A 16,760-nucleotide genomic window follows, 5' to 3' on the forward strand; every position below is an offset into this window, starting at 1 on the left:
GCTCAGACGCCCAGCCGCACCGGCTCGGACGGAACGCCGCCCGCGAGCAGCGCGCCGAGCGTGACGGCGAGCGCGCGCGGCGAGAAGAGGTCGTCGCCGTGCCCCGCGGCGATCTCCGGCACGCTCCACCAGCGCACTCCGGTGATCTGCTCGGCGGCCAGCCGCGCGTCGTCCCACTCCCCGCGCGGCGCGAACGCGGGCGCGCGCACGAGGAAGTAGTCGTTGACGACGCCGTCGTAGCCGGGTACGTGATCGGCGAGCGCGCTCTGGTGCCAGACGTGCGGCGGGAGCGTGTCCACGCGCAGCCCGACCTCCTCGGCCAGCTCGCGGCGCAGCGCCTGCAGGTCCGTCTCGCCGGGCTCGACGCCGCCGCCCGGCATCGCCCACACCACGGGCCCGCCGGCGGCGGTGGTGTCGTGGCGGCACAGCAGGACCCGGTCGTCAGGGTCGAGGATGATCGCGCGTACGGAACGGCGCATGCGGGGAGCCACGACCGGCCACCCTAGCCGTCAGCAGGACAGCACGAAAAGCGTCATGATGCCCGAGATGAGCAGCACCATGGCCAGCACCGCGACGACCTCCCAGTTGCTGACCTGCGGGGCGAAGCGCTGCGGCCCGTCCTCGCCGGCCCTGGCGTTGAAGGCGCTCAGCCGGTTGGCCAGGCGCGCCTCGGTGTGGCGCAGCTCCAGCTCGATCTCCGCCAGGATGAGCCGCTCGTGGGGCGACAGGCCGTCCACGGGGTTCACCCCTTCTCCGCGGCGGCTTCGACGGCCGGATAGGCGGTGTGCGGATAGTGCAGGTCGAAGGCGGGACGTTCCGAGCGGATGCGGGGCAGGCTGGTGAAGTTGTGGCGGGGCGGCGGGCAGCTCGTCGCCCATTCCAGCGAGTTGCCGAAGCCCCAGGGGTCGTCCACGGTGACGCGGGGCGCCTGCCGGGCCGTCCACCAGACGTTGTAGAGGAACGGCAGCGTGGACAGGCCGAGCAGCAGCGCGCCGATGGACGAGATGAGGTGCAGGTCGGTGAAGTGGTCGACGGCGCTGTAGTCGGCGTACCGTCGCGGCATGCCGGCCACGCCCAGCCAGTGCTGCACCAGGAACGTGGTGTGGAACCCGATGAACAACATCCAGAAGTGCCACTTGCCGAGCCGCTCGTTGAGCATCCGTCCGGTCATCTTCGGCCACCAGAAGTAGAACCCGGAGAACATCGCGAACACCACCGTCCCGAACACCACGTAGTGGAAGTGCGCGACGACGAAGTAGGTGTCGGTGATGTGGAAGTCGAGCGGCGGCGAGGCCAGGATCATCCCGGTCAGCCCGCCCAGCAGGAAGGTGACGAGGAAGCCGACCGCGAACATCATGGGTGTCTCGAAGCTGAGATGGCCGCGCCACATGGTGCCGGTCCAGTTGAAGAACTTCACGCCGGTGGGGATGGCGATGAGGAACGTGGTGAACGCGAAGAACGGCAGCAACACCTGCCCGGTGCCGAACATGTGGTGCGCCCACACCGTCATCGACAGGCCCGCGATGGCGATGGTGGCCCCGACCAGGCCGATGTAGCCGAAGACGGGTTTGCGGCTGAAGACCGGGATGACCTCGGTGATGATGCCGAAGAACGGCAGCGCGATGATGTAGACCTCGGGATGGCCGAAGAACCAGAACAGGTGCTGCCAGAGCATGGCCCCGGCGTTGGCGGGGTCGTAGATGTGGGTGCCGAGCTTGCGGTCGGCCTCCAGGGCGAGCAGCGCGGCGGCCAGCACGGGGAACGCCATCAGCACGAGCATGCTGGTCAGCAGGGTGTTCCAGGTGAAGATCGGCATGCGGAACATGGTCATGCCCGGGGCCCGCATGGCGATGATGGTGGTGAAGAAGTTGACCGAGCCGAGGATGGTGCCGAGCCCCGACAGGGCCAGCCCCATGATCCACAGGTCGCCGCCGATGGTGGGGCTGAACGTGGAGTGCGACAGCGGGGTGTAGGCGAACCAGCCGAAGTCGGCGGCGCCGCCGGCGCTGAAGAAGCCGCTGACGACGATGAGGCCGCCGAACAGGAACAGCCAGAAGCTGACCGCGTTGAGCCGGGGGAAGGCGACGTCGGGGGCCCCGATCTGGAGCGGCATGATGACGTTCGCGAACCCGGCGAACAGCGGCGTCGCGAACAACAGCATCATGATCGTGCCGTGCATGGTGAACAGCTGGTTGTACGCCTCGTTGCTGACCAGCTGCAGGCCGGGCTGCACCAGCTCGGCCCGGATGATCAGAGCCATGAGCCCGGCCAGCGCGAAGAACAGGAACGAGGCGATCAGGTACATGTAGCCGATGGTCTTGTGGTCGGTGCTGGTCAGCCAGGCCACGATCAGCCGCCCCTTGCCCTTGGCCTCGACCGGCGCCAGGGCGGACGTCAACGGTTCGTCAGTACGCGGTTCTTCAAGAGTCACCGAAGCCCCCCATTTTGCCCCGACATGCCTGTGGCGCCCTGTTTTCGCAGGTCAGCGCCGTACGACGGGCTTACCCCCTTCCTTGCGACCTATGCTCGGCCGCTCACCCGCCCCACCCGCTCGACCCCGCTCCGTAACCACGCGCGAGGCCGCCTCCGCCCCGACGTGCGGGCTTAGATAGCCTGTCCGCTTTGGGAGGTATTGGGGTGTCGGGGGTTGTCGCGGCTTTCGCCGCACTGGTGTCGGTCGCCGTGCTCGGCTACGTCATCGGCGTCACCGGCCTGCTGCGGGCGAGCGACGAGCTGACACTGTCCCGGCTGGCGTTCTTCGTGGCGACCCCGGCGCTGATGTTCGCCACCGTCTCCAAGGCCGACCTCGGGGCGCTGCTGTCGCCCGTACTGCTCACCGAGGTCATCGCGGTGGCGTTCACGCAGCTGGTGTTCGTGCTGGTGGCCAAGCTGGCGTTCCGGCGGAGCACCCGGCAGGTCACGATCGGCGCCCTGGCCTCCTCGTACGTCAACGCCGGCAACCTCGGCGTGCCGATCTCCCTGTACGTCCTGGGCGACGCCGCACTGATCGCCCCCATCCTGCTCTTCCAGCTCCTGGTGCTGACCCCCGTCTCGTTCCTGATCCTGGACAAGGGCGCCCGCTCCCCGCGCGCGGCCCTGCTGCTGCCGTTCCGCAACCCGCTCACGGTCGCCTCCCTGCTCGGGCTGGCGCTCGCGGTGAGCGGCGTCTCGCTGCCGGTCGCGGTCATGCGCCCGATCGACCTGCTCGGCGGCGCGGCCGTGCCCGTCGCGCTGCTGGCCTACGGTCTCAGCCTGTACGGCTCCCGCCGCCAGGCCCCCGCGCCCGGCGAGGACGGCGTGGGCAAGGACATCGCCCTGGCCGTGGCGCTCAAGGCGGTCGCCCAGCCGGCGGTGGCGTACCTGACGGCCCGCTTCGCCCTCCACCTCGACGGCACCCACCTCCTGGCCGCCACCCTCTTCGCCGCCCTGCCCACGGCCCAGAACATCTACGTGTACGCCGTCACGTACGACACCGCCCGCCGCCTGGCCAGGGGCACGATCCTGGTGACGACGGGCCTGTCCATCCCGATCATGACCGCGATCGGCGCCGTCCTGGGCTCCTGACCCCGGCCATCAGATGTCCGGTAAGTTGCCTTTCGAGGCCCTCGTCCTGGTGATCGTGGTCCGCGAGGCGTGATCCTTCTGGCACGAACAACCAGCGCACGACGTGGAGATCCGTCTGACGCAAAATGGTGTGAGGGAGCGTGTCGATCCGGGGGTGGCGCGTTCGACGCGTCGGTGACGGACGACCAACCCGGGAGGAGCTTTCCCATGCAGAAGATCACCACGTTCCTGTGGTTCAACGACCAGGCCGAGCAGGCCGCCACCTTCTACACCTCGCTGTTCGCCGGCTCCCGCATCGTCGAGGTGCGGCGCGGGCCGGGCGGTGGCGTCATGGTGGTGACGTTCGAGCTGGCCGGGCAGCGGTACATGGCGCTCAACGGCGGCCCCCAGTACACCCTGAACGAGGCCGTCTCCCTCTACGTCGACTGCGAGACGCAGGAGGAGATCGACGAGCTGTGGGCCACGTTCATGGAGGGCGGCGAGGAGTCGAGGTGCGGCTGGCTGAAGGACCGGTGGGGCCTGTCCTGGCAGATCGTCCCCCGACGGCTGCCCGAGCTCCTCGGCCACCCCGACCCTGCCGCCGCTGAGCGGGTGATGAAGGCGATGCTCGGCATGCAGAAGCTCGACCTCCGCGCCCTGGAGGAGGCCGCCGCCGAGGCGTGACGGGCGACCGCTCAGAACAGGTTTGCTGAGAAGTCGGGGTTCTCCGTCGCCGCGAGGGCCTCGAACAGCAGGGCCACGCCCATCGCGCCCGGGTCGGGCAGGCCGCGGGCGCGCTCACCGACGTAGCTGGCCCGGCCGCGGCGGGCGCGCAGGTCGGCGGTGGCGCGGGCGCCTTCGGCGGCGGCGCGGGCCGCGGCGGCGAAGCCCGTCCCGCGTTCCAGCTCCGCCGCCGCCGGAGCGAGCGCGTCCACGAGCGTGCGGTCGCCCACCTCGGCCTCGCCGACCCGCTGGATGGCGGCGAGGCCGGCGGCGGCGCCGCGCGCCCACCCGCCGCCGGGGTCCTCGTCAAGGGCGCGAGCGATCTCAGTGAACAGCAGCCCGAACAGCGGCCCGCTCGTCCCGCCGACCTCGTCCAGGAACACCCGCCCCGCCACGTCGAACCCGTGCCCGGCACCCGGCTCGTCCAGCTCGGCGAGGACGCGGGTCAGGCCGGAGCGGAGGTTGTCGCCGAAGTCGCCGTCGCCGCTGGCCTGGTCGAGCCGGGTCAGCTCGTCATGAGCGGCGGCGACGGACTCGGCGTAGCGGCGCAGTACGGGCGCTGCGGTCGCGGTCATCGTCCCTCCTCGTCAACATCGTCCAGGACGGGGAACGCCGGGGTGCGGGCCGGGGCGCGCCACCACGTACGCCATCCGTCCTGCAACCGGGTCAGGGTCAGCGAGAACCCGGCCATGTCGAGCGCCGGCACATACGTTCCCACCAGCGACTCCGCCACCCTCAGCCCGCGCTCCTCCAGCACGGCGGCGGCCTGGTCGAAGATGCCGTACAGCTCCAGCTGCGTGGTCGCCCCCATCCCGTTGACCAGCACCAGCAGCTCGCCCGGGCCTGGTGGCAGTCCGGTCAGCAGCTCGTCGATCATGCGGACCACCAGGTCGGGCAGCGGCGGCCGGTCGATGGTGGTGGCGGCCCGTTCGCCGTGGATGCCGACGCCGTACTCCAGGTCGCCGGCCCCGAGGGCGAAGGCGGGCTCGCCGGTGTGGAAGGAGGTCTGAGCGCGGGAGGCGACGGCCAGGCTGCGGGACGCGGCGGCGACCGCGTTGCCGAGGTCTGTCAGCTCGTCCAGGCCCCGGCCTTCGTCGGCGGCGGCCCCGAGCAGCTTCTCCACGACGACCGTCGCCCCGGTGCCGCGCCGCCCCGTCGCACTGTCCGTGTCATCGGTGGCCAGGTCGTCGTCCACGAGGACCCGCCCGACCCGCACCCCTTCGTGACGCAGCCGTTCAGCGGCGATGCCGAAGTTGATGCGGTCGCCGGTGTAGTTCTTGACGACGTGCACGACTCCCTCCGGCCCGGCGGCGGCCAGGCTGGCGTGCAGGACCTGCCGGTTGTGCGGGGACGCGAACACCTGCCCCGGCGCGACGGCGTCCAGCATCCCCCGGCCGAGGAACCCGGCATGCATCGGCTCATGCCCCGACCCGCCACCCGCGACCAGCCCGACGACGCGGCGCGGGGCCCGTTCACGAGCCCGCAGATGCACGGGGTCCTCGCGCAGCTCGACGAGGTGCGCGTGCGCACGGGCGAACCCACGCAAGGCAGGCGCGACGGGATCACCGGCGGGCAAGAACGGCGCACTCATACCCCTCCCCTCCCCCGCCCAGGCTGCTTGTAGCGCGACCGGCCGATGCCCGGACAGCGTTGCCGCATCTTCTTGCGGCACGCCGCCCGTCCCGCACCCCGACGGCACGCCGCCCGTCCCATCCGCATATCCTCGCTCGACCCACGGACCAAGACACCGGCTCCCCCCATCGCCCGCCCGAGCGTCACTGCCGCAGCGGGACGGCACGGAAACCGGTCAGGACCAGGGGATGTCGCCGGTGCGGCTGACGAAGCGGCCGGTGCCGGACTCCGGAGGTTCCGTGGCCAGGGTGACGATGGCGTCCGTGCCCTCGGTGACGGTCTGGGGGCCGGTGTGGCCGTTCAGGTCGGTGGCGGTGTAGCCGGGGTCGGCGGCGTTGACGCGGATGCCGGGCAGGGACTTGGCGTATTGGGTGGTCAGCATCGTCAAGGCGGCCTTGGAGGCGGTGTAGAGGGGCGCGATGGCCTTCGACTCGGGGCGCGACGGATCGTGGGTGAGCGCCAGGGACCCCATGCCGCTGCTGACGTTGATGACGCGCGGCTCCGGTGAGCGGCGAAGCAGCGGCAGGAACGCCGTGGTCGTCCTGATGACACCGGCGACGTTGACGTCGAAGACCTCGAGGGCCTCGGCGCCGGTCAGCGCGGAGGGGTCGCCGAAGGGGCCGTGGATGCCGGCGTTGTTGATCAGTACGTCGATGCGCCCCTCGTGCTCGGCCACGTCCTTGGCGGCGGCGGCCACGGACGCGTCGTCGGTCACGTCGATCGGGACGAACCGCGCGCCCAAAGCGGCGGCGGCCTCCGCGCCCCGCTCAGGGTCGCGCGCGCCGACCAGCACGGTGTGGCCGAGTGCGATGAGACGCCGGGCGGTTTCGCGGCCGAGGCCCTTGTTGGCGCCGGTGATGAAGGTAATCGTCATGAACGTCATCGTTCGGCACCGCCGCCCACGCTCACCAGGGACACCACGACGGTAGGAACAGCCGTACCACCTTCACTCGGCTGACATGCCGCAAGATGGGAGCATGGTGACGAATGCCGGGCTGGGAGCGATGATCCGTACTTGGCGGGACCGCCTGCCCCCGTCGGCGGCGGCGCTGCCCGTGGGACGCTCCCGCCGCGCCACCGGCCTGCGCCGGGAGGAGCTGGCCGAGCTGGCCGGGGTCTCGGTCGACTACGTCGTCCGCCTGGAGCAGGGCCGCGCCACCACGCCCTCGGCCCAGGTCGTCGCCTCCCTGGCCCGCGCCCTGCAACTCTCCGCCGCCGAACGGGACCACCTCTACCGCCTGGCGAACCTCGTACCGCCGGCTGACGGCGCCGTCTCCGACCACATCGCGCCAGGGGTGCAACGCGTGCTCGCCCGGCTCGGGGACGTCGCGGTCGCCGTGTTCGCCGCCGACTGGCAGCTCATCCGCTGGAACCGCGCCTGGGCCGCACTCCTCGGCGACCCCTCCACGGCGCCCCGCCACCTCCGCAACTTCGCCCGCGACAGGTTCCCCGTGGACGACGCCCCGCCCCGGCTCGCCCATTGGCCCGTACGCGAGCTGGACGCGGCCACCACCGACGCCGCCGTCGTCTCCGACCTGCGCCGCGCCACGGGCCGCTTCCCCCGGGACCCGCGCCTGAGCCGCCTGATCGACGATCTGCGGGCCGGCAACGAACGCTTCGCCGCCCTCTGGGCGAAGGGCACCGTGGCCGCGCACCGCGAGGACCACAAGACCGTCGAGCACCCCTCGGTGGGACCGATCGCGGTGGACTGCGACGTCCTGACCGACGGCGACTCTGCATGCAAGATCGTGATCTTGTCGGCGGTCGCGGGCAGCGAGGACGAAACCAAACTCCACCTCGCCACACTCACCGGACCACCCGCGGGCACTCCGACAACGCTCTAGGCGACGACGGCCGGCTGCCGGCCGTGCCACTGCTGCGCTCCTGCACGTAGCGACACCCCCGTAGCGGCCCTGCGCGAAGCGGCCCTGCGGGAAGCGGCCCTGCGGGAAGCGGCCCAGCACGTGGCGATCCTGATGAAACGAGGTCAGCATGCCGTCGTGTCCGTCCCGTTTCTGGGCACGGTCACCCACAAGCGCAGCAAGTGGCGGCGTCGCTCCGGCTCCGGGTGGTCCTCGAAGGCGGTGCGGCTGTGCAGGACGACGTGGTTGTTGAGGAACTGCATGTCGCCCGCCTGCAGCTCCATCGTCACCGCGAACCGGGGATCGTTCGTCAGCTCGTCGAGCAACGCCATCACCTCCAGTTGCGCGGCCGTCAGCGGGGGCACGCTCGCGCCCCGCTGCGCCGAGCGGAGGTAATCGGGGCCGTACGCGATCGACAGCCCGCCGTCGGGGCGCCGCACGCAGATCGGCTTCGTGTAGAAGCTGTCCGGGCCGTCTCCGGTGCGGCGATCGTGCCACCACGGCTGATACAGCTCCTCTGCCAGGTCGGGCCTCACCCGGACGATCTCGTTGTGCACCGCCACCGAGCTCACGATCGCGCTCGATCCCCCCGCCTTCGCCGGCCGCACACACAGCAACGCCACCACGTCGAACGGGTCGCTGTGATAACCCAGCCGCCCACGATGCTCGTAACTTCGCGTCCGTCCTTGCGACGGGTCGGCGCCCGTGTCCCGTACGTGCATCAGCGGCGCTCGCTCGGCTCCCTGCGGCATGACCTCGCCCACCTGACGCGCCAGGCCCACCGCCGCGACCTCCCGCTCCCGCTGCGTCATCTCCTCCACCGGCACCCCGCGCACCAGGACGAACCCCCGCCCACCCACCAGCTCCTCCCGAACGCCCTCCAGCACCGGCCTCAACGTCGGCAACGGGAAATCGTCAGCCGAGCCGGGATTCAGCGCTGGGTCGGCAGCCGGCGCTGGGCGGGGATCGGCTTGCCGGTTCGTGGCCGTGGGTCGGGAGGTGGTGCCCCTCCCGGTCGCGCGAACCGCCGCGAGCACTTCTCGCCGATGCTCCTCATCGAGCCGTACGATCCACGCCTCGTCTCCACGAACGTCGTCCGCCCGCCACTCGCCTGGCCCTGCTGCCAGCTCGACCACCATGACGCCACCGCCTTCCCAACGACCGCCGGCCGGTCCGCCGCCTCCACTTTCCCCGCCCCGGCCACCCGGCACAGCCCGCCATCGCCCATGGCAGAACATCTTCACCAGCAGCGAAACGACCGCGTCCCCTTGCCCTCGACGGGACCGATGACAGCCGTCCTTCGGGCGCTCTCCTTCTCATAAGGGGGTGACAGGCGGGAGGCGTTCGCGCAGGTCGGTGGCTTGGTGCGCGGTTGCCTGGCGGGTCGCCGCGCGTTCCCTCGGTCCTGGCTGCGCAGCCAATCGCATCGCCAGACGGGCGGCGCGTTCTCGCAGGGCGGGGGTGTCCTGGGTGAGGACGGGGGTCAGGGATGCCAGGATGACGTCGGTGCGGGATGCGTCGCGTAGGGCCGCCTCGTCTGCCCACTCCACGGCTGCGCGCAGCAGCTTCTTCTCAGGACGGTATGTCAGGGCATGCAAGGCTTCTGCGAACAAGCCCTCGGTCAGGTGTCCGGCTTCTTCCAGGCGCCACAGCTGGGACAGCGCCATGACGGCGACCGCGAGGGGCCCGATGGAGAGCAGGCGCACGTAGTCGGGGGCGTGGGGGGCCGCTTCGTCGAGGGTGAGGTTGAGGCGGTCGTGCAGGCCCACGAGGTGGGCCGATGTCAGGCGGCCTGCACGTGGATCAGTGGCCTCGCAGGGGGTGGGCCGTTCGCCGAAGCGCGGCTGCCTCTCTATCCGGCCGGTGGCTGCCATCGGCCCCGAGATCGGGTGGGTGAAGCGGGCGGAGGCGCCCGCATGCGGGCGGGCCGACCGCGCGTTGATGGGGCGGGCCGGGGCGGAGCTGGATTCTTGGGTCAGCTTGTGGAGGAGAGTCTCAAGGACGGATGTGCGGGTGAGTAGGCCGTCCTCAACGAGGCGTGTCGCTGCGCCGACCAGCAGCCACAGGTCGGCGTGGGTGAGGCCGTCGAAGTCGAGGAGGTGCGGGGCGTAGGCGGCGGAGAGCGGGTCGTTCGCCGGACTGCCGGGTGGCGACGATCGCAACGAACGCAGCCAGCCCACGATGAACGCGTGGTCGCCGGGTGGCTGGATGCCCGTCTCGCGGGTCAGCTCGGCTGCCACCTCCCAGTGCCGGAGCTCCGGGAGCCGCAGGCGGGAGGTGATGTGGCGAGCCACGTCGGCTTGCCACTGCGGCGGTCTCCGGCGCAGCAGGGCGAGCAGGCGCCGGCTCTCGGTGCGTTCGGGGCACGAGCGCTTGTCCTTGCGCGGCGGCTCTGCCCTGTCGGGTTGCAGCTCGGGTTTGAACAGCCAGGACGCCACTTCTGCGGGCTCGCTGAGACAACCGGCGCCGGCCAGAAGCAGGGGTGTCGCCGCACAGCCGAGGTTGCGCGTCACGTGACCAGGTAGCTCGGCTGCGATCGCGGCACGCTGGGGTGGGCTGAGGGTGCTGATGTAGTGCTCGGTGCCGGGCACGTCGCCTGCCCGGATGCGGGTGAGCGCCTCGGCCCACGCTCGCGCGACCTCCGTACGCCCCGCCGGCGCCACCGCTTCCGCCATGGCCGGGACCTTATCGAGCGGCCACGACAATTTCGGTTCTCGAACGTGATCACTGAAACGTGATGCTCATCGTCTTCGCCCGGCCGCGGATGGTGACCGCATTGCTCGGCGACTAGCCGCAGGCCAAGGCTCCCGGCCCGCGCTGGCGCACGGCCGGAAGCCTCCTCGCGAGGACCAGCCTCCGCGCGAGGATCAGGACGTGACCAGGGTCAGGCCCAGGGCTGAGAGCGCTTCGGCGACCGGCTGGAAGTATGTGGTGCCGCCCGTCGCGCAGTTGCCCGAGCCGCCCACGGTCAGCCCCTGGGCCTGATCGCCGGAGACGAAGGGCGCGCCCGACGTGCCGGGCTCGGCGCACACGCTCGTCCGCACCAGGCCGGTGATCACGCCTTCTGGGAAGTTCACGGTGACGTTGCGCTGCTGGATGACGCCGCAGTGCCAGCCCGCGATCGGGGTGGCCTGGCAGACGGACGCGCCGATCGGGGCGGGGCCGGCGCCGCGGATGGGGCGTTCCGTGCCGAGGGCGACGACGGCGCCGCGCGGGTTCCAGCCGGGGTAGAGCGAGACCCAGGCGTAGTCGTCGCCGGGGTAGGAGGAGGCTTCGAAGACGCCGATCGGGGTGCCGTCGGCGGTGGTGGCGACGTCGCCGCGCTCGCCGCAGTGGCCGGCGGTGAGGAAGCCGCCGGTGGTGCCGCTGCGTACGGTGAAGCCGACGATGCAGCGTCCCTTGCCCTCGACCATGAAGCCGTCGCCGCCGCGGATGTCGGCGTACGGGGCGGGGCGGGCGGCGGACGGCTCGACGCGTACGGCGGACGGGTCCGCTCCTGCCGCGCGGGCGAAGGCGGTGGCCTCGGCGGGGTCGGCGGCCAGGATCACGATCTCGCCGGTGGTCGCGTCCGCGTACCAGGCGTGCACGTCCGGGCCGGCGAGGCGGCCGGCGGCGTCGAGGCGGTTCTTGTCGGCGTCGAGCGCGGCCAGGGGGCGGGCGCCGGCCGAGGCGGGGGTGCCCGGGAGAGCGGATGTCCCTATCAGGGCGACGAGCAGAGCGAGGGTGGTGACGGCAAGGCGGTACACGTTCATGCAGGCGGGCCTCCTGTCACCCACCGTAAGCCGGTACGACCTCCGCGGATCCCTATCATTTTCCCCCTATCACCGTGTTATGGCCCGCCGCGCCCATCGGCGGATGATAACCGTGAGTGCATGATCGCTCACCGAGACTCCGCGTCCGTGGCGGCGCGTGCGTCCATGCTCGGGGAGCTCATCGCCGCCACCCACACCTGCACCCTGGAGCAGATCCCTGGCCTGGTGGCGGAGCACGCGGCCCCGGCGGGGCTGCGCGACGTGGTGATCTACCTGGCGGACCTGCAGCAGGAGGTGCTGTCGCCGCTGGTCGCGGAGCCGGCGCCGGCCGGGGAGGCGCAGGAGGCGGAGATCGGGGTCGAGGGCACGGTGGCGGGCCGGGCGTTCCAGCACGGGGAGATCCTGCCGGCGACCGCGCGCGACCCGGAGCAGTGGTGGGTGCCCCTGGTGGACGGCACGGACCGGCTGGGGGTGCTGCGGATCACCGCCCCTGGCGCGGACGCGGGGACGGTGCACGACATGAAGCTGCTGGCGGGGCTGGTGGCGCTGCTGGTGGTCTCGAAGCGGCCGCTGAGCGACTCCTACAGCCGTCTCGTCCGCCGGCGGCGGATGACGGTGTCGGCGGAGATGGAGTGGCGGCTGATGCCGCAGCGGACGTTCGCGACCGACCGGCTGGTGGTCAGCGCGGTCATGGAGCCGGCGTACGAGGTGAGCGGCGACGTCTACGACTACGCGATCGAGGGTCACGTCGCCCACCTGGCGATCTTCGACGCGATGGGCCACGACACGGCGGCCGGGCTGACCGCGAACCTGGCGCTGACGACGCTCCGCAACAGCCGCCAGTCCGGCATGACGCCCGCGCAGTGGGCGGCCAGGATCGACGAGGAGCTGACGGAGCAGTTCGGCGGGGAGCGGTTCGCGACGTGCCTGCTGGCCACTCTCGACATCCTCAGCGGCGAGCTGCTCTGGGTGAGCTGCGGCCACTATCCGCCGGTGATCGTCAGGAGGCGGGCGACGGTCGAGCTGGACTGCCCGCCGTCCCCGCCGGCGGGCATCGGGCTGGCGGAGACGGTGACGGAGTGCCGGGCGCAGCTCCAGCCGGGCGACCGGCTGCTCCTCTACACCGACGGCATCACCGAGGCGCGCAACCGGCAGGGCGAGGAGTTCGGGATGGAGCGGTTCGCCGACTTCCTCACCCGGCATCAGGCCGACGAGCTGCCGGTGCCGGAGACGTTGCGCCGGTTGATCCATCATCACCTCGCCTACCACGAGCGCCGGTTGCGCGACGACGCGACGGTGCTGCTGGTGGAGTGGCCGGGCAGGCCGTATCCGAAGGGACGTGCCGAGGCGCTGACGGGCCTGCCGCCGGAGGCCGCCGGGAACGCTTAACGGAAAAGATATGCCATTAATGTGCTACCGTCCTTAACGGTAAATCCGTACCATTTAGGAGGATGTTGTGGAATATCGGCGGCTGGGCGGGCTCGAGGTGCCCGCGCTGAGCTTCGGCGCCGGCACGTTCGGCGGCAGGGGCGAGCTGTTCGGCGCCTGGGGCGACACCGACGTGGCAGGGGCCAGACGCCTGGTGGACGTGGCGCTCGACGCGGGGCTGACCATGTTCGACACGGCGGACGTCTACTCCGACGGCGCCTCGGAGGAGGTGCTCGGCCAGGCCGTGAAGGGGCGGCGTGACAAGGTGCTCATCTCCACCAAGGCGGGCCTGCCCATGCACGACGGACCGAACGGCGCGGGCACGTCGCGCTCGCGGCTCATCACGGCCGTGGACGACGCGCTGCGCCGCCTCGGCACCGACTACATCGACCTGTTCCAGTTGCACGCCTTCGACGCCGCCACCCCGGTCGAGGAGGTGCTGGGCGCGCTCGGCGACCTGGTCACGGCCGGCAAGCTGCGGTACGTCGGCGTGTCCAACTTCTCCGGCTGGCAGCTCATGAAGTCGCTGGCCGCCGCGGACCGGCACGGCCATCCCCGGTACGTCGCCCACCAGGTCTACTACTCGCTCGTCGGCCGCGACTACGAGTGGGAGCTGATGCCGCTCGGCCTCGACCAGGGCGTCGGCGCGCTGGTGTGGAGCCCGCTCGGCTGGGGGCGGCTGACCGGCAGGATCAGGCGGGGCAGCCCGATCCCGGCGGGCAGCCGGCTGCACAAGACCGCCGCGTACGGCCCGCCGGTGGCCGACGAGCTCCTCTACCGGGTCGTGGACGCGCTGGACGAGGTCGCGAAGGAGACCGGGAAGAGCGTGCCGCAGATCGCGCTCAACTGGCTGCTGACCCGGCCCGGCGTGGCCTCGGTGATCGTGGGCGCGCGCAACGAGGAGCAGCTGCGCGAGAACCTCGGCGCCGTCGGCTGGCGGCTCACAGCCGAGCAGGTACGCAGGCTGGACGCGGCGAGCGAGGTCACCGCGGCGTACCCGTACTTCCCCTACCGGAATCAGGAGGGGTTCGCCCGGGTCAACCCGCCGGTCGAGCGGCTCATCGCGGCCGGGTGAGCCGTGCCCGGTCGACCTTGCCGGTCCGGTTGCGCGGCACCTCGGAGACGAACTCCACGTCGCGCGGCGCCTTGTACCCGGCCAGCTCCTCCTTGACCGCCCGCCGCAGCTCGTCGGCCGACAGCTCGGCCCCGTCCTCGGGGACGACGTAGGCGGCCAGGCGCTGCCCGTACTCCTCGTCGCTCACCCCCAGCACGGCGACGTCGGCCACGCCGGGCCGGGCGGCGAGGAAGTCCTCCACCTCCTGCGGGAACACGTTCTCGCCGCCGGAGACGATCATGTCGTCGTCGCGGCCGTCGATGAACAGCCGCCCGTGCTCGTCGCGGTGCCCGAGGTCGCCGGTGGCCAGCGGGCCGCCGGGGCCGAACGTCAGCCCGCCCGCCACGACCACCCGTCCCACCTGCCCGGACGGCAGCTCGCCGCCCGACGGGTCCTCGATGCGGACGGTGGTGCCGCGTGGCGGGCGGCCGACGGTGCCGGGCGCGGCGCGCAGGTCGGCGGGGGTGGCCAGGGCGGCCCAGCCGGCCTCGGTGGAGCCGTACAGGTCGTGCAGGACGTCGCCGTAGGCGTCCATGAAGCGGGTGGCGAGACCGGCGGGCAGGGCGGAGCCGCCGGAGACGACGACCCGCAGGCGGGGCAGCGGCCGGGGCGGCAGGTCGAGCAGGCGGCGCAGCATCACCGGCACGGCGATCAGCGCGCCCGCGCCGGTGCGGTCGAGCGCGTCCAGCACGGCCGCCGCGTCGAAGCGGCGCAGCAGCACGACGGGGCAGCCGAGGACGAGCGCGGCGGCGTACCAGAGCAGGCCGAGCCCGTGGAACAGCGGTGGCGCGATCAGCATCGGCTCGCCGCCGCGCAGCGGCACGGTGCCCAGCATCGACACGAACGGCTCGGCCATCGCCCCCATGGACAGCCGCCGCGGCGCCCCCTTGGGGGTGCCGGTCGTGCCGGACGTGAGCAGCACCAGCCGCCCCGGCCGCTTCGGGTACGGCGGCGGCTCATCCCCAGGCTCCCCAGCATCAGCGAGGTCGTCGAGGCCGCTGATGTAGGGGCCGCCGAACTCGACTTCCGACGACCCGGGCGCGGCGAGGAGCACGTGCACGCCCTCCCTCCGCAGCACCTCGCGCAGCCGGGGCCCGGCCATGCCGGTGTTGAGGAGCAGCAGGTCGGCCCCGAGCCTGGACACGGCCGCGACGGCGGCGGGGAGGCCGCGGTCGTTGGGCCACATGACCGCCACCGTGGTGCCGGGCCCGACGCCGAGCCGCCGGTGCAGGCCGGCCGCCAGCGCGGCGGCGTGGTCGTCGAGCTCGGCGAAGGTGACGGTGCCCGCCTCGTCGATCACGGCCTCACGATCGGGCCAGCGGGCCGCGGCGACGGCCACGCCGGTGGCGGGGGTGAGGTGGAAGTGCCGGTACGCCTCCACCATGCGGGCCAGCGCGGCCGGGTGCACCGGGCCGAGCAGCCCGTTGCGGGTGAGCGTGGCGGCGGCCTCCACGCCGAAGCCGCCCAGGTCGATCAGCCGTCCGAGCACCGCCGTCCCCTCACCATCCGGTACGAGCCAGGACGAGGTACGCGTACCCGCTGACGACAGGACGGAACGTCACTGCTGTCCCGGCCGGCGCGCCGGAACGGGCGCGGGCCCGGCCGTGCCGTCGGTGAAGCGGCCGGGACGGAAGGGGGCCAGCAGCGCCGACTCCTCCCCGTACAGCTCCCCGGCCACCTCGTCCATCAGCAGCGGCGCCAGCGTGACTCCGCTGTGCGTGGCCACCGTGTAGACCCGCCGGTCGGGGTCGGCGAACCCGGCCACGGTCAGCCCGTCGCCGGGCATCGCGCGCCGGCCGACGACGGCCCGCTCTACGGCGGCGCCGTCAGTGGCGTGCAGCACGCCGGGCAGCAGGGCCATCATCTTGGCGAGCACCTCGGCGGGCACCGGGGCGGCCGGATCGGCGAGGTGGTCGAGGGGCAGCGCCTGCAGCAGGATGCGCCCGCCGCCGTCGGGGCGCAGGTTGAGCGCGGCGGTGGTGAGGATGCGCGACAACCGGGCCGGCACCGCGGTCGTGGTGACCAGGAAGCCGTTGGTGACAGTGCCCGACACGGCCGGGTCCAGCATGGGGACGGTGGCGCCGGCCAGCGCGGCCACCTGCTCGGTCCAGCGGCCCGCGCAGGTGACGACGGCGTCGCCGGCGAACGTCCGCCCGTCCGCGACCGTCACCTTCACCCCGGACGCCCCCGTCTCGATCGCGGTGACCTCGGCGCCGCACTCCAGCCTGGCCCCGCGGTCGCGGGCCTCGCCGAGCAGCCGGCCGAGCAGCCGCAGCGGCTGGACGTACGCCTCGACCGGGAAGAAGACGTGCTCGGTGCCCGGCGGCGGGGGCACCAGGTCGGGTTCGAGGGCGAGCGCCCGCCGGGCGGTGACCCGCTCGACCGGGTAGCCCATGTCCTGGAGGCGGGAGACGCGGGCTTCGAGCTGCTCCTTGTGGTCGTCGGTGACCGCGTACTCGAGGTTGCCCGTGGGGTGGAACCAGCCGCCCGGCAGCTGGTGGTGGGCCCAGACGGCGGCGTGGTTGAGGTCGAAGTACGCCTGCGGGGTCTTGTTGTTGGCGTTGATCCAGGCGACCGAGGTGGACGTCGTACCGGCTCCCGGCGTGCCCGCCTCCAGCACCGTGACCCGCGCGCCGCGCCGGGTCAGGCCGGCCGCGACCGCGGAACCGATCACCCCCGCGCCGATGACGACGACTCGCACGCTTG

Annotated in this window: 16 protein-coding genes; 5 read left to right on the forward strand and 11 right to left on the reverse strand. The window is 72.3% G+C overall.

Going from position 1 to position 16,760, the window contains the following annotated elements:
- Positions 1 to 2: 2 nt before the first annotated feature.
- Genes AB0K12_RS21605 through ctaD form a run of 3 tightly spaced genes read right to left on the reverse strand, consistent with a single transcriptional unit; the run spans position 3 to position 2,398 of the window.
- Positions 3 to 491 (reverse strand): NUDIX domain-containing protein, encoded by a 489-nt coding sequence (locus tag AB0K12_RS21605; protein WP_364563764.1) that lies wholly within the window; start codon positions 489 to 491, stop codon positions 3 to 5.
- 18 nt (positions 492 to 509) lie between these two features.
- The gene (locus AB0K12_RS21610) at positions 510 to 746 is read right to left on the reverse strand and encodes a DUF3040 domain-containing protein (protein ID WP_364563767.1); all 237 of its coding nucleotides are present in this window, start codon (positions 744 to 746) and stop codon (positions 510 to 512) included.
- Positions 743 to 2,398, reverse strand: a complete 1,656-nt coding sequence (gene ctaD / locus AB0K12_RS21615; protein WP_364563770.1) for a cytochrome c oxidase subunit I — start codon at positions 2,396 to 2,398, stop codon at positions 743 to 745. The genes AB0K12_RS21610 and ctaD overlap by 4 nt, the downstream gene beginning before the upstream one ends.
- Before the next feature lie 239 nt (positions 2,399 to 2,637).
- Here ctaD and AB0K12_RS21620 point away from each other — a divergent pair, with 239 nt between their 5' ends.
- Entirely contained in the window at positions 2,638 to 3,564 is a 927-nt protein-coding gene (locus tag AB0K12_RS21620; protein WP_364563773.1) for an AEC family transporter, read from the forward strand.
- A 207-nt stretch (positions 3,565 to 3,771) separates the two neighbouring features.
- Complete coding sequence (locus AB0K12_RS21625) at positions 3,772 to 4,227, forward strand: VOC family protein (protein ID WP_364563776.1); 456 nt, start codon at positions 3,772 to 3,774, stop codon at positions 4,225 to 4,227.
- Positions 4,228 to 4,238: 11 nt separating this feature from the next.
- Here the strand turns inward: AB0K12_RS21625 and dhaL are convergent, their stop codons facing one another.
- The 3 genes from dhaL to AB0K12_RS21640 all read right to left on the reverse strand — a co-directional run bounded on the left by dhaL (position 4,239) and on the right by AB0K12_RS21640 (position 6,772).
- On the reverse strand, positions 4,239 to 4,841 hold the full coding sequence (gene dhaL / locus AB0K12_RS21630) for a dihydroxyacetone kinase subunit DhaL (RefSeq protein ID WP_364563779.1): 603 nt from the start codon (positions 4,839 to 4,841) through the stop codon (positions 4,239 to 4,241).
- Positions 4,838 to 5,857 carry a dihydroxyacetone kinase subunit DhaK gene (locus AB0K12_RS21635; protein WP_364563782.1) on the reverse strand — a complete coding sequence of 340 codons (1,020 nt, stop codon included), beginning with the start codon at positions 5,855 to 5,857 and terminating at the stop codon, positions 4,838 to 4,840. Before AB0K12_RS21635 ends, dhaL begins: the two co-directional genes overlap by 4 nt.
- A gap of 216 nt (positions 5,858 to 6,073) precedes the next feature.
- Positions 6,074 to 6,772: an SDR family NAD(P)-dependent oxidoreductase gene (locus tag AB0K12_RS21640; protein ID WP_364563785.1), complete on the reverse strand. Its 699-nt coding sequence runs from the start codon at positions 6,770 to 6,772 to the stop codon at positions 6,074 to 6,076.
- A 103-nt stretch (positions 6,773 to 6,875) separates the two neighbouring features.
- Here AB0K12_RS21640 and AB0K12_RS21645 point away from each other — a divergent pair, with 103 nt between their 5' ends.
- Positions 6,876 to 7,742 (forward strand): helix-turn-helix transcriptional regulator, encoded by an 867-nt coding sequence (locus AB0K12_RS21645; protein WP_364563788.1) that lies wholly within the window; start codon positions 6,876 to 6,878, stop codon positions 7,740 to 7,742.
- Positions 7,743 to 7,885: 143 nt separating this feature from the next.
- Here the strand turns inward: AB0K12_RS21645 and AB0K12_RS21650 are convergent, their stop codons facing one another.
- From AB0K12_RS21650 to AB0K12_RS21660, 3 genes are all read right to left on the reverse strand, one after another.
- Positions 7,886 to 8,899, reverse strand: coding sequence for a TauD/TfdA family dioxygenase (locus AB0K12_RS21650; protein WP_364563791.1), 1,014 nt, complete (start codon positions 8,897 to 8,899; stop codon positions 7,886 to 7,888).
- A gap of 177 nt (positions 8,900 to 9,076) precedes the next feature.
- Positions 9,077 to 10,435: a hypothetical protein gene (locus tag AB0K12_RS21655; protein ID WP_364563794.1), complete on the reverse strand. Its 1,359-nt coding sequence runs from the start codon at positions 10,433 to 10,435 to the stop codon at positions 9,077 to 9,079.
- A gap of 192 nt (positions 10,436 to 10,627) precedes the next feature.
- Positions 10,628 to 11,512, reverse strand: a complete 885-nt coding sequence (locus AB0K12_RS21660; protein WP_364563797.1) for a S1 family peptidase — start codon at positions 11,510 to 11,512, stop codon at positions 10,628 to 10,630.
- Between the two features lie 120 nt (positions 11,513 to 11,632).
- Here AB0K12_RS21660 and AB0K12_RS21665 point away from each other — a divergent pair, with 120 nt between their 5' ends.
- Both AB0K12_RS21665 and AB0K12_RS21670 read left to right on the forward strand, forming a co-directional pair.
- Positions 11,633 to 12,901: a PP2C family protein-serine/threonine phosphatase gene (locus tag AB0K12_RS21665; protein WP_364563800.1), complete on the forward strand. Its 1,269-nt coding sequence runs from the start codon at positions 11,633 to 11,635 to the stop codon at positions 12,899 to 12,901.
- A 67-nt stretch (positions 12,902 to 12,968) separates the two neighbouring features.
- Entirely contained in the window at positions 12,969 to 14,015 is a 1,047-nt protein-coding gene (locus AB0K12_RS21670; RefSeq protein ID WP_364563802.1) for an aldo/keto reductase, read from the forward strand.
- On the opposite strand, the gene AB0K12_RS21675 is transcribed toward AB0K12_RS21670, so the two are convergent.
- Positions 13,999 to 15,543, reverse strand: a complete 1,545-nt coding sequence (locus tag AB0K12_RS21675; RefSeq protein WP_364563805.1) for an AMP-binding protein — start codon at positions 15,541 to 15,543, stop codon at positions 13,999 to 14,001. The genes AB0K12_RS21670 and AB0K12_RS21675 overlap by 17 nt on opposite strands.
- A gap of 69 nt (positions 15,544 to 15,612) precedes the next feature.
- Positions 15,613 to 16,755 (reverse strand): FAD-binding oxidoreductase, encoded by a 1,143-nt coding sequence (locus tag AB0K12_RS21680; protein ID WP_364563808.1) that lies wholly within the window; start codon positions 16,753 to 16,755, stop codon positions 15,613 to 15,615.
- Positions 16,756 to 16,760 lie beyond the last annotated feature (5 nt).

The sequence above is a fragment of the Nonomuraea sp. NPDC049419 genome, assembly GCF_040676995.1.
Classification (GTDB): domain Bacteria; phylum Actinomycetota; class Actinomycetes; order Streptosporangiales; family Streptosporangiaceae; genus Nonomuraea; species Nonomuraea salmonea.

Coding starts and splice junctions, on each gene's coding strand:
- AB0K12_RS21640 (WP_364563785.1), bottom strand. CDS start 6,772: ATGACGATTACCTTCATCACCGGCGCCAACAAGGGCCTCGGCCGCGAA.
- AB0K12_RS21660 (WP_364563797.1), bottom strand. CDS start 11,512: ATGAACGTGTACCGCCTTGCCGTCACCACCCTCGCTCTGCTCGTCGCC.
- AB0K12_RS21635 (WP_364563782.1), bottom strand. CDS start 5,857: ATGAGTGCGCCGTTCTTGCCCGCCGGTGATCCCGTCGCGCCTGCCTTG.
- AB0K12_RS21645 (WP_364563788.1), top strand. CDS start 6,876: ATGGTGACGAATGCCGGGCTGGGAGCGATGATCCGTACTTGGCGGGAC.
- AB0K12_RS21625 (WP_364563776.1), top strand. CDS start 3,772: ATGCAGAAGATCACCACGTTCCTGTGGTTCAACGACCAGGCCGAGCAG.
- AB0K12_RS21655 (WP_364563794.1), bottom strand. CDS start 10,435: ATGGCGGAAGCGGTGGCGCCGGCGGGGCGTACGGAGGTCGCGCGAGCG.
- dhaL (WP_364563779.1), bottom strand. CDS start 4,841: ATGACCGCGACCGCAGCGCCCGTACTGCGCCGCTACGCCGAGTCCGTC.
- AB0K12_RS21665 (WP_364563800.1), top strand. CDS start 11,633: ATGATCGCTCACCGAGACTCCGCGTCCGTGGCGGCGCGTGCGTCCATG.
- AB0K12_RS21650 (WP_364563791.1), bottom strand. CDS start 8,899: ATGGTGGTCGAGCTGGCAGCAGGGCCAGGCGAGTGGCGGGCGGACGAC.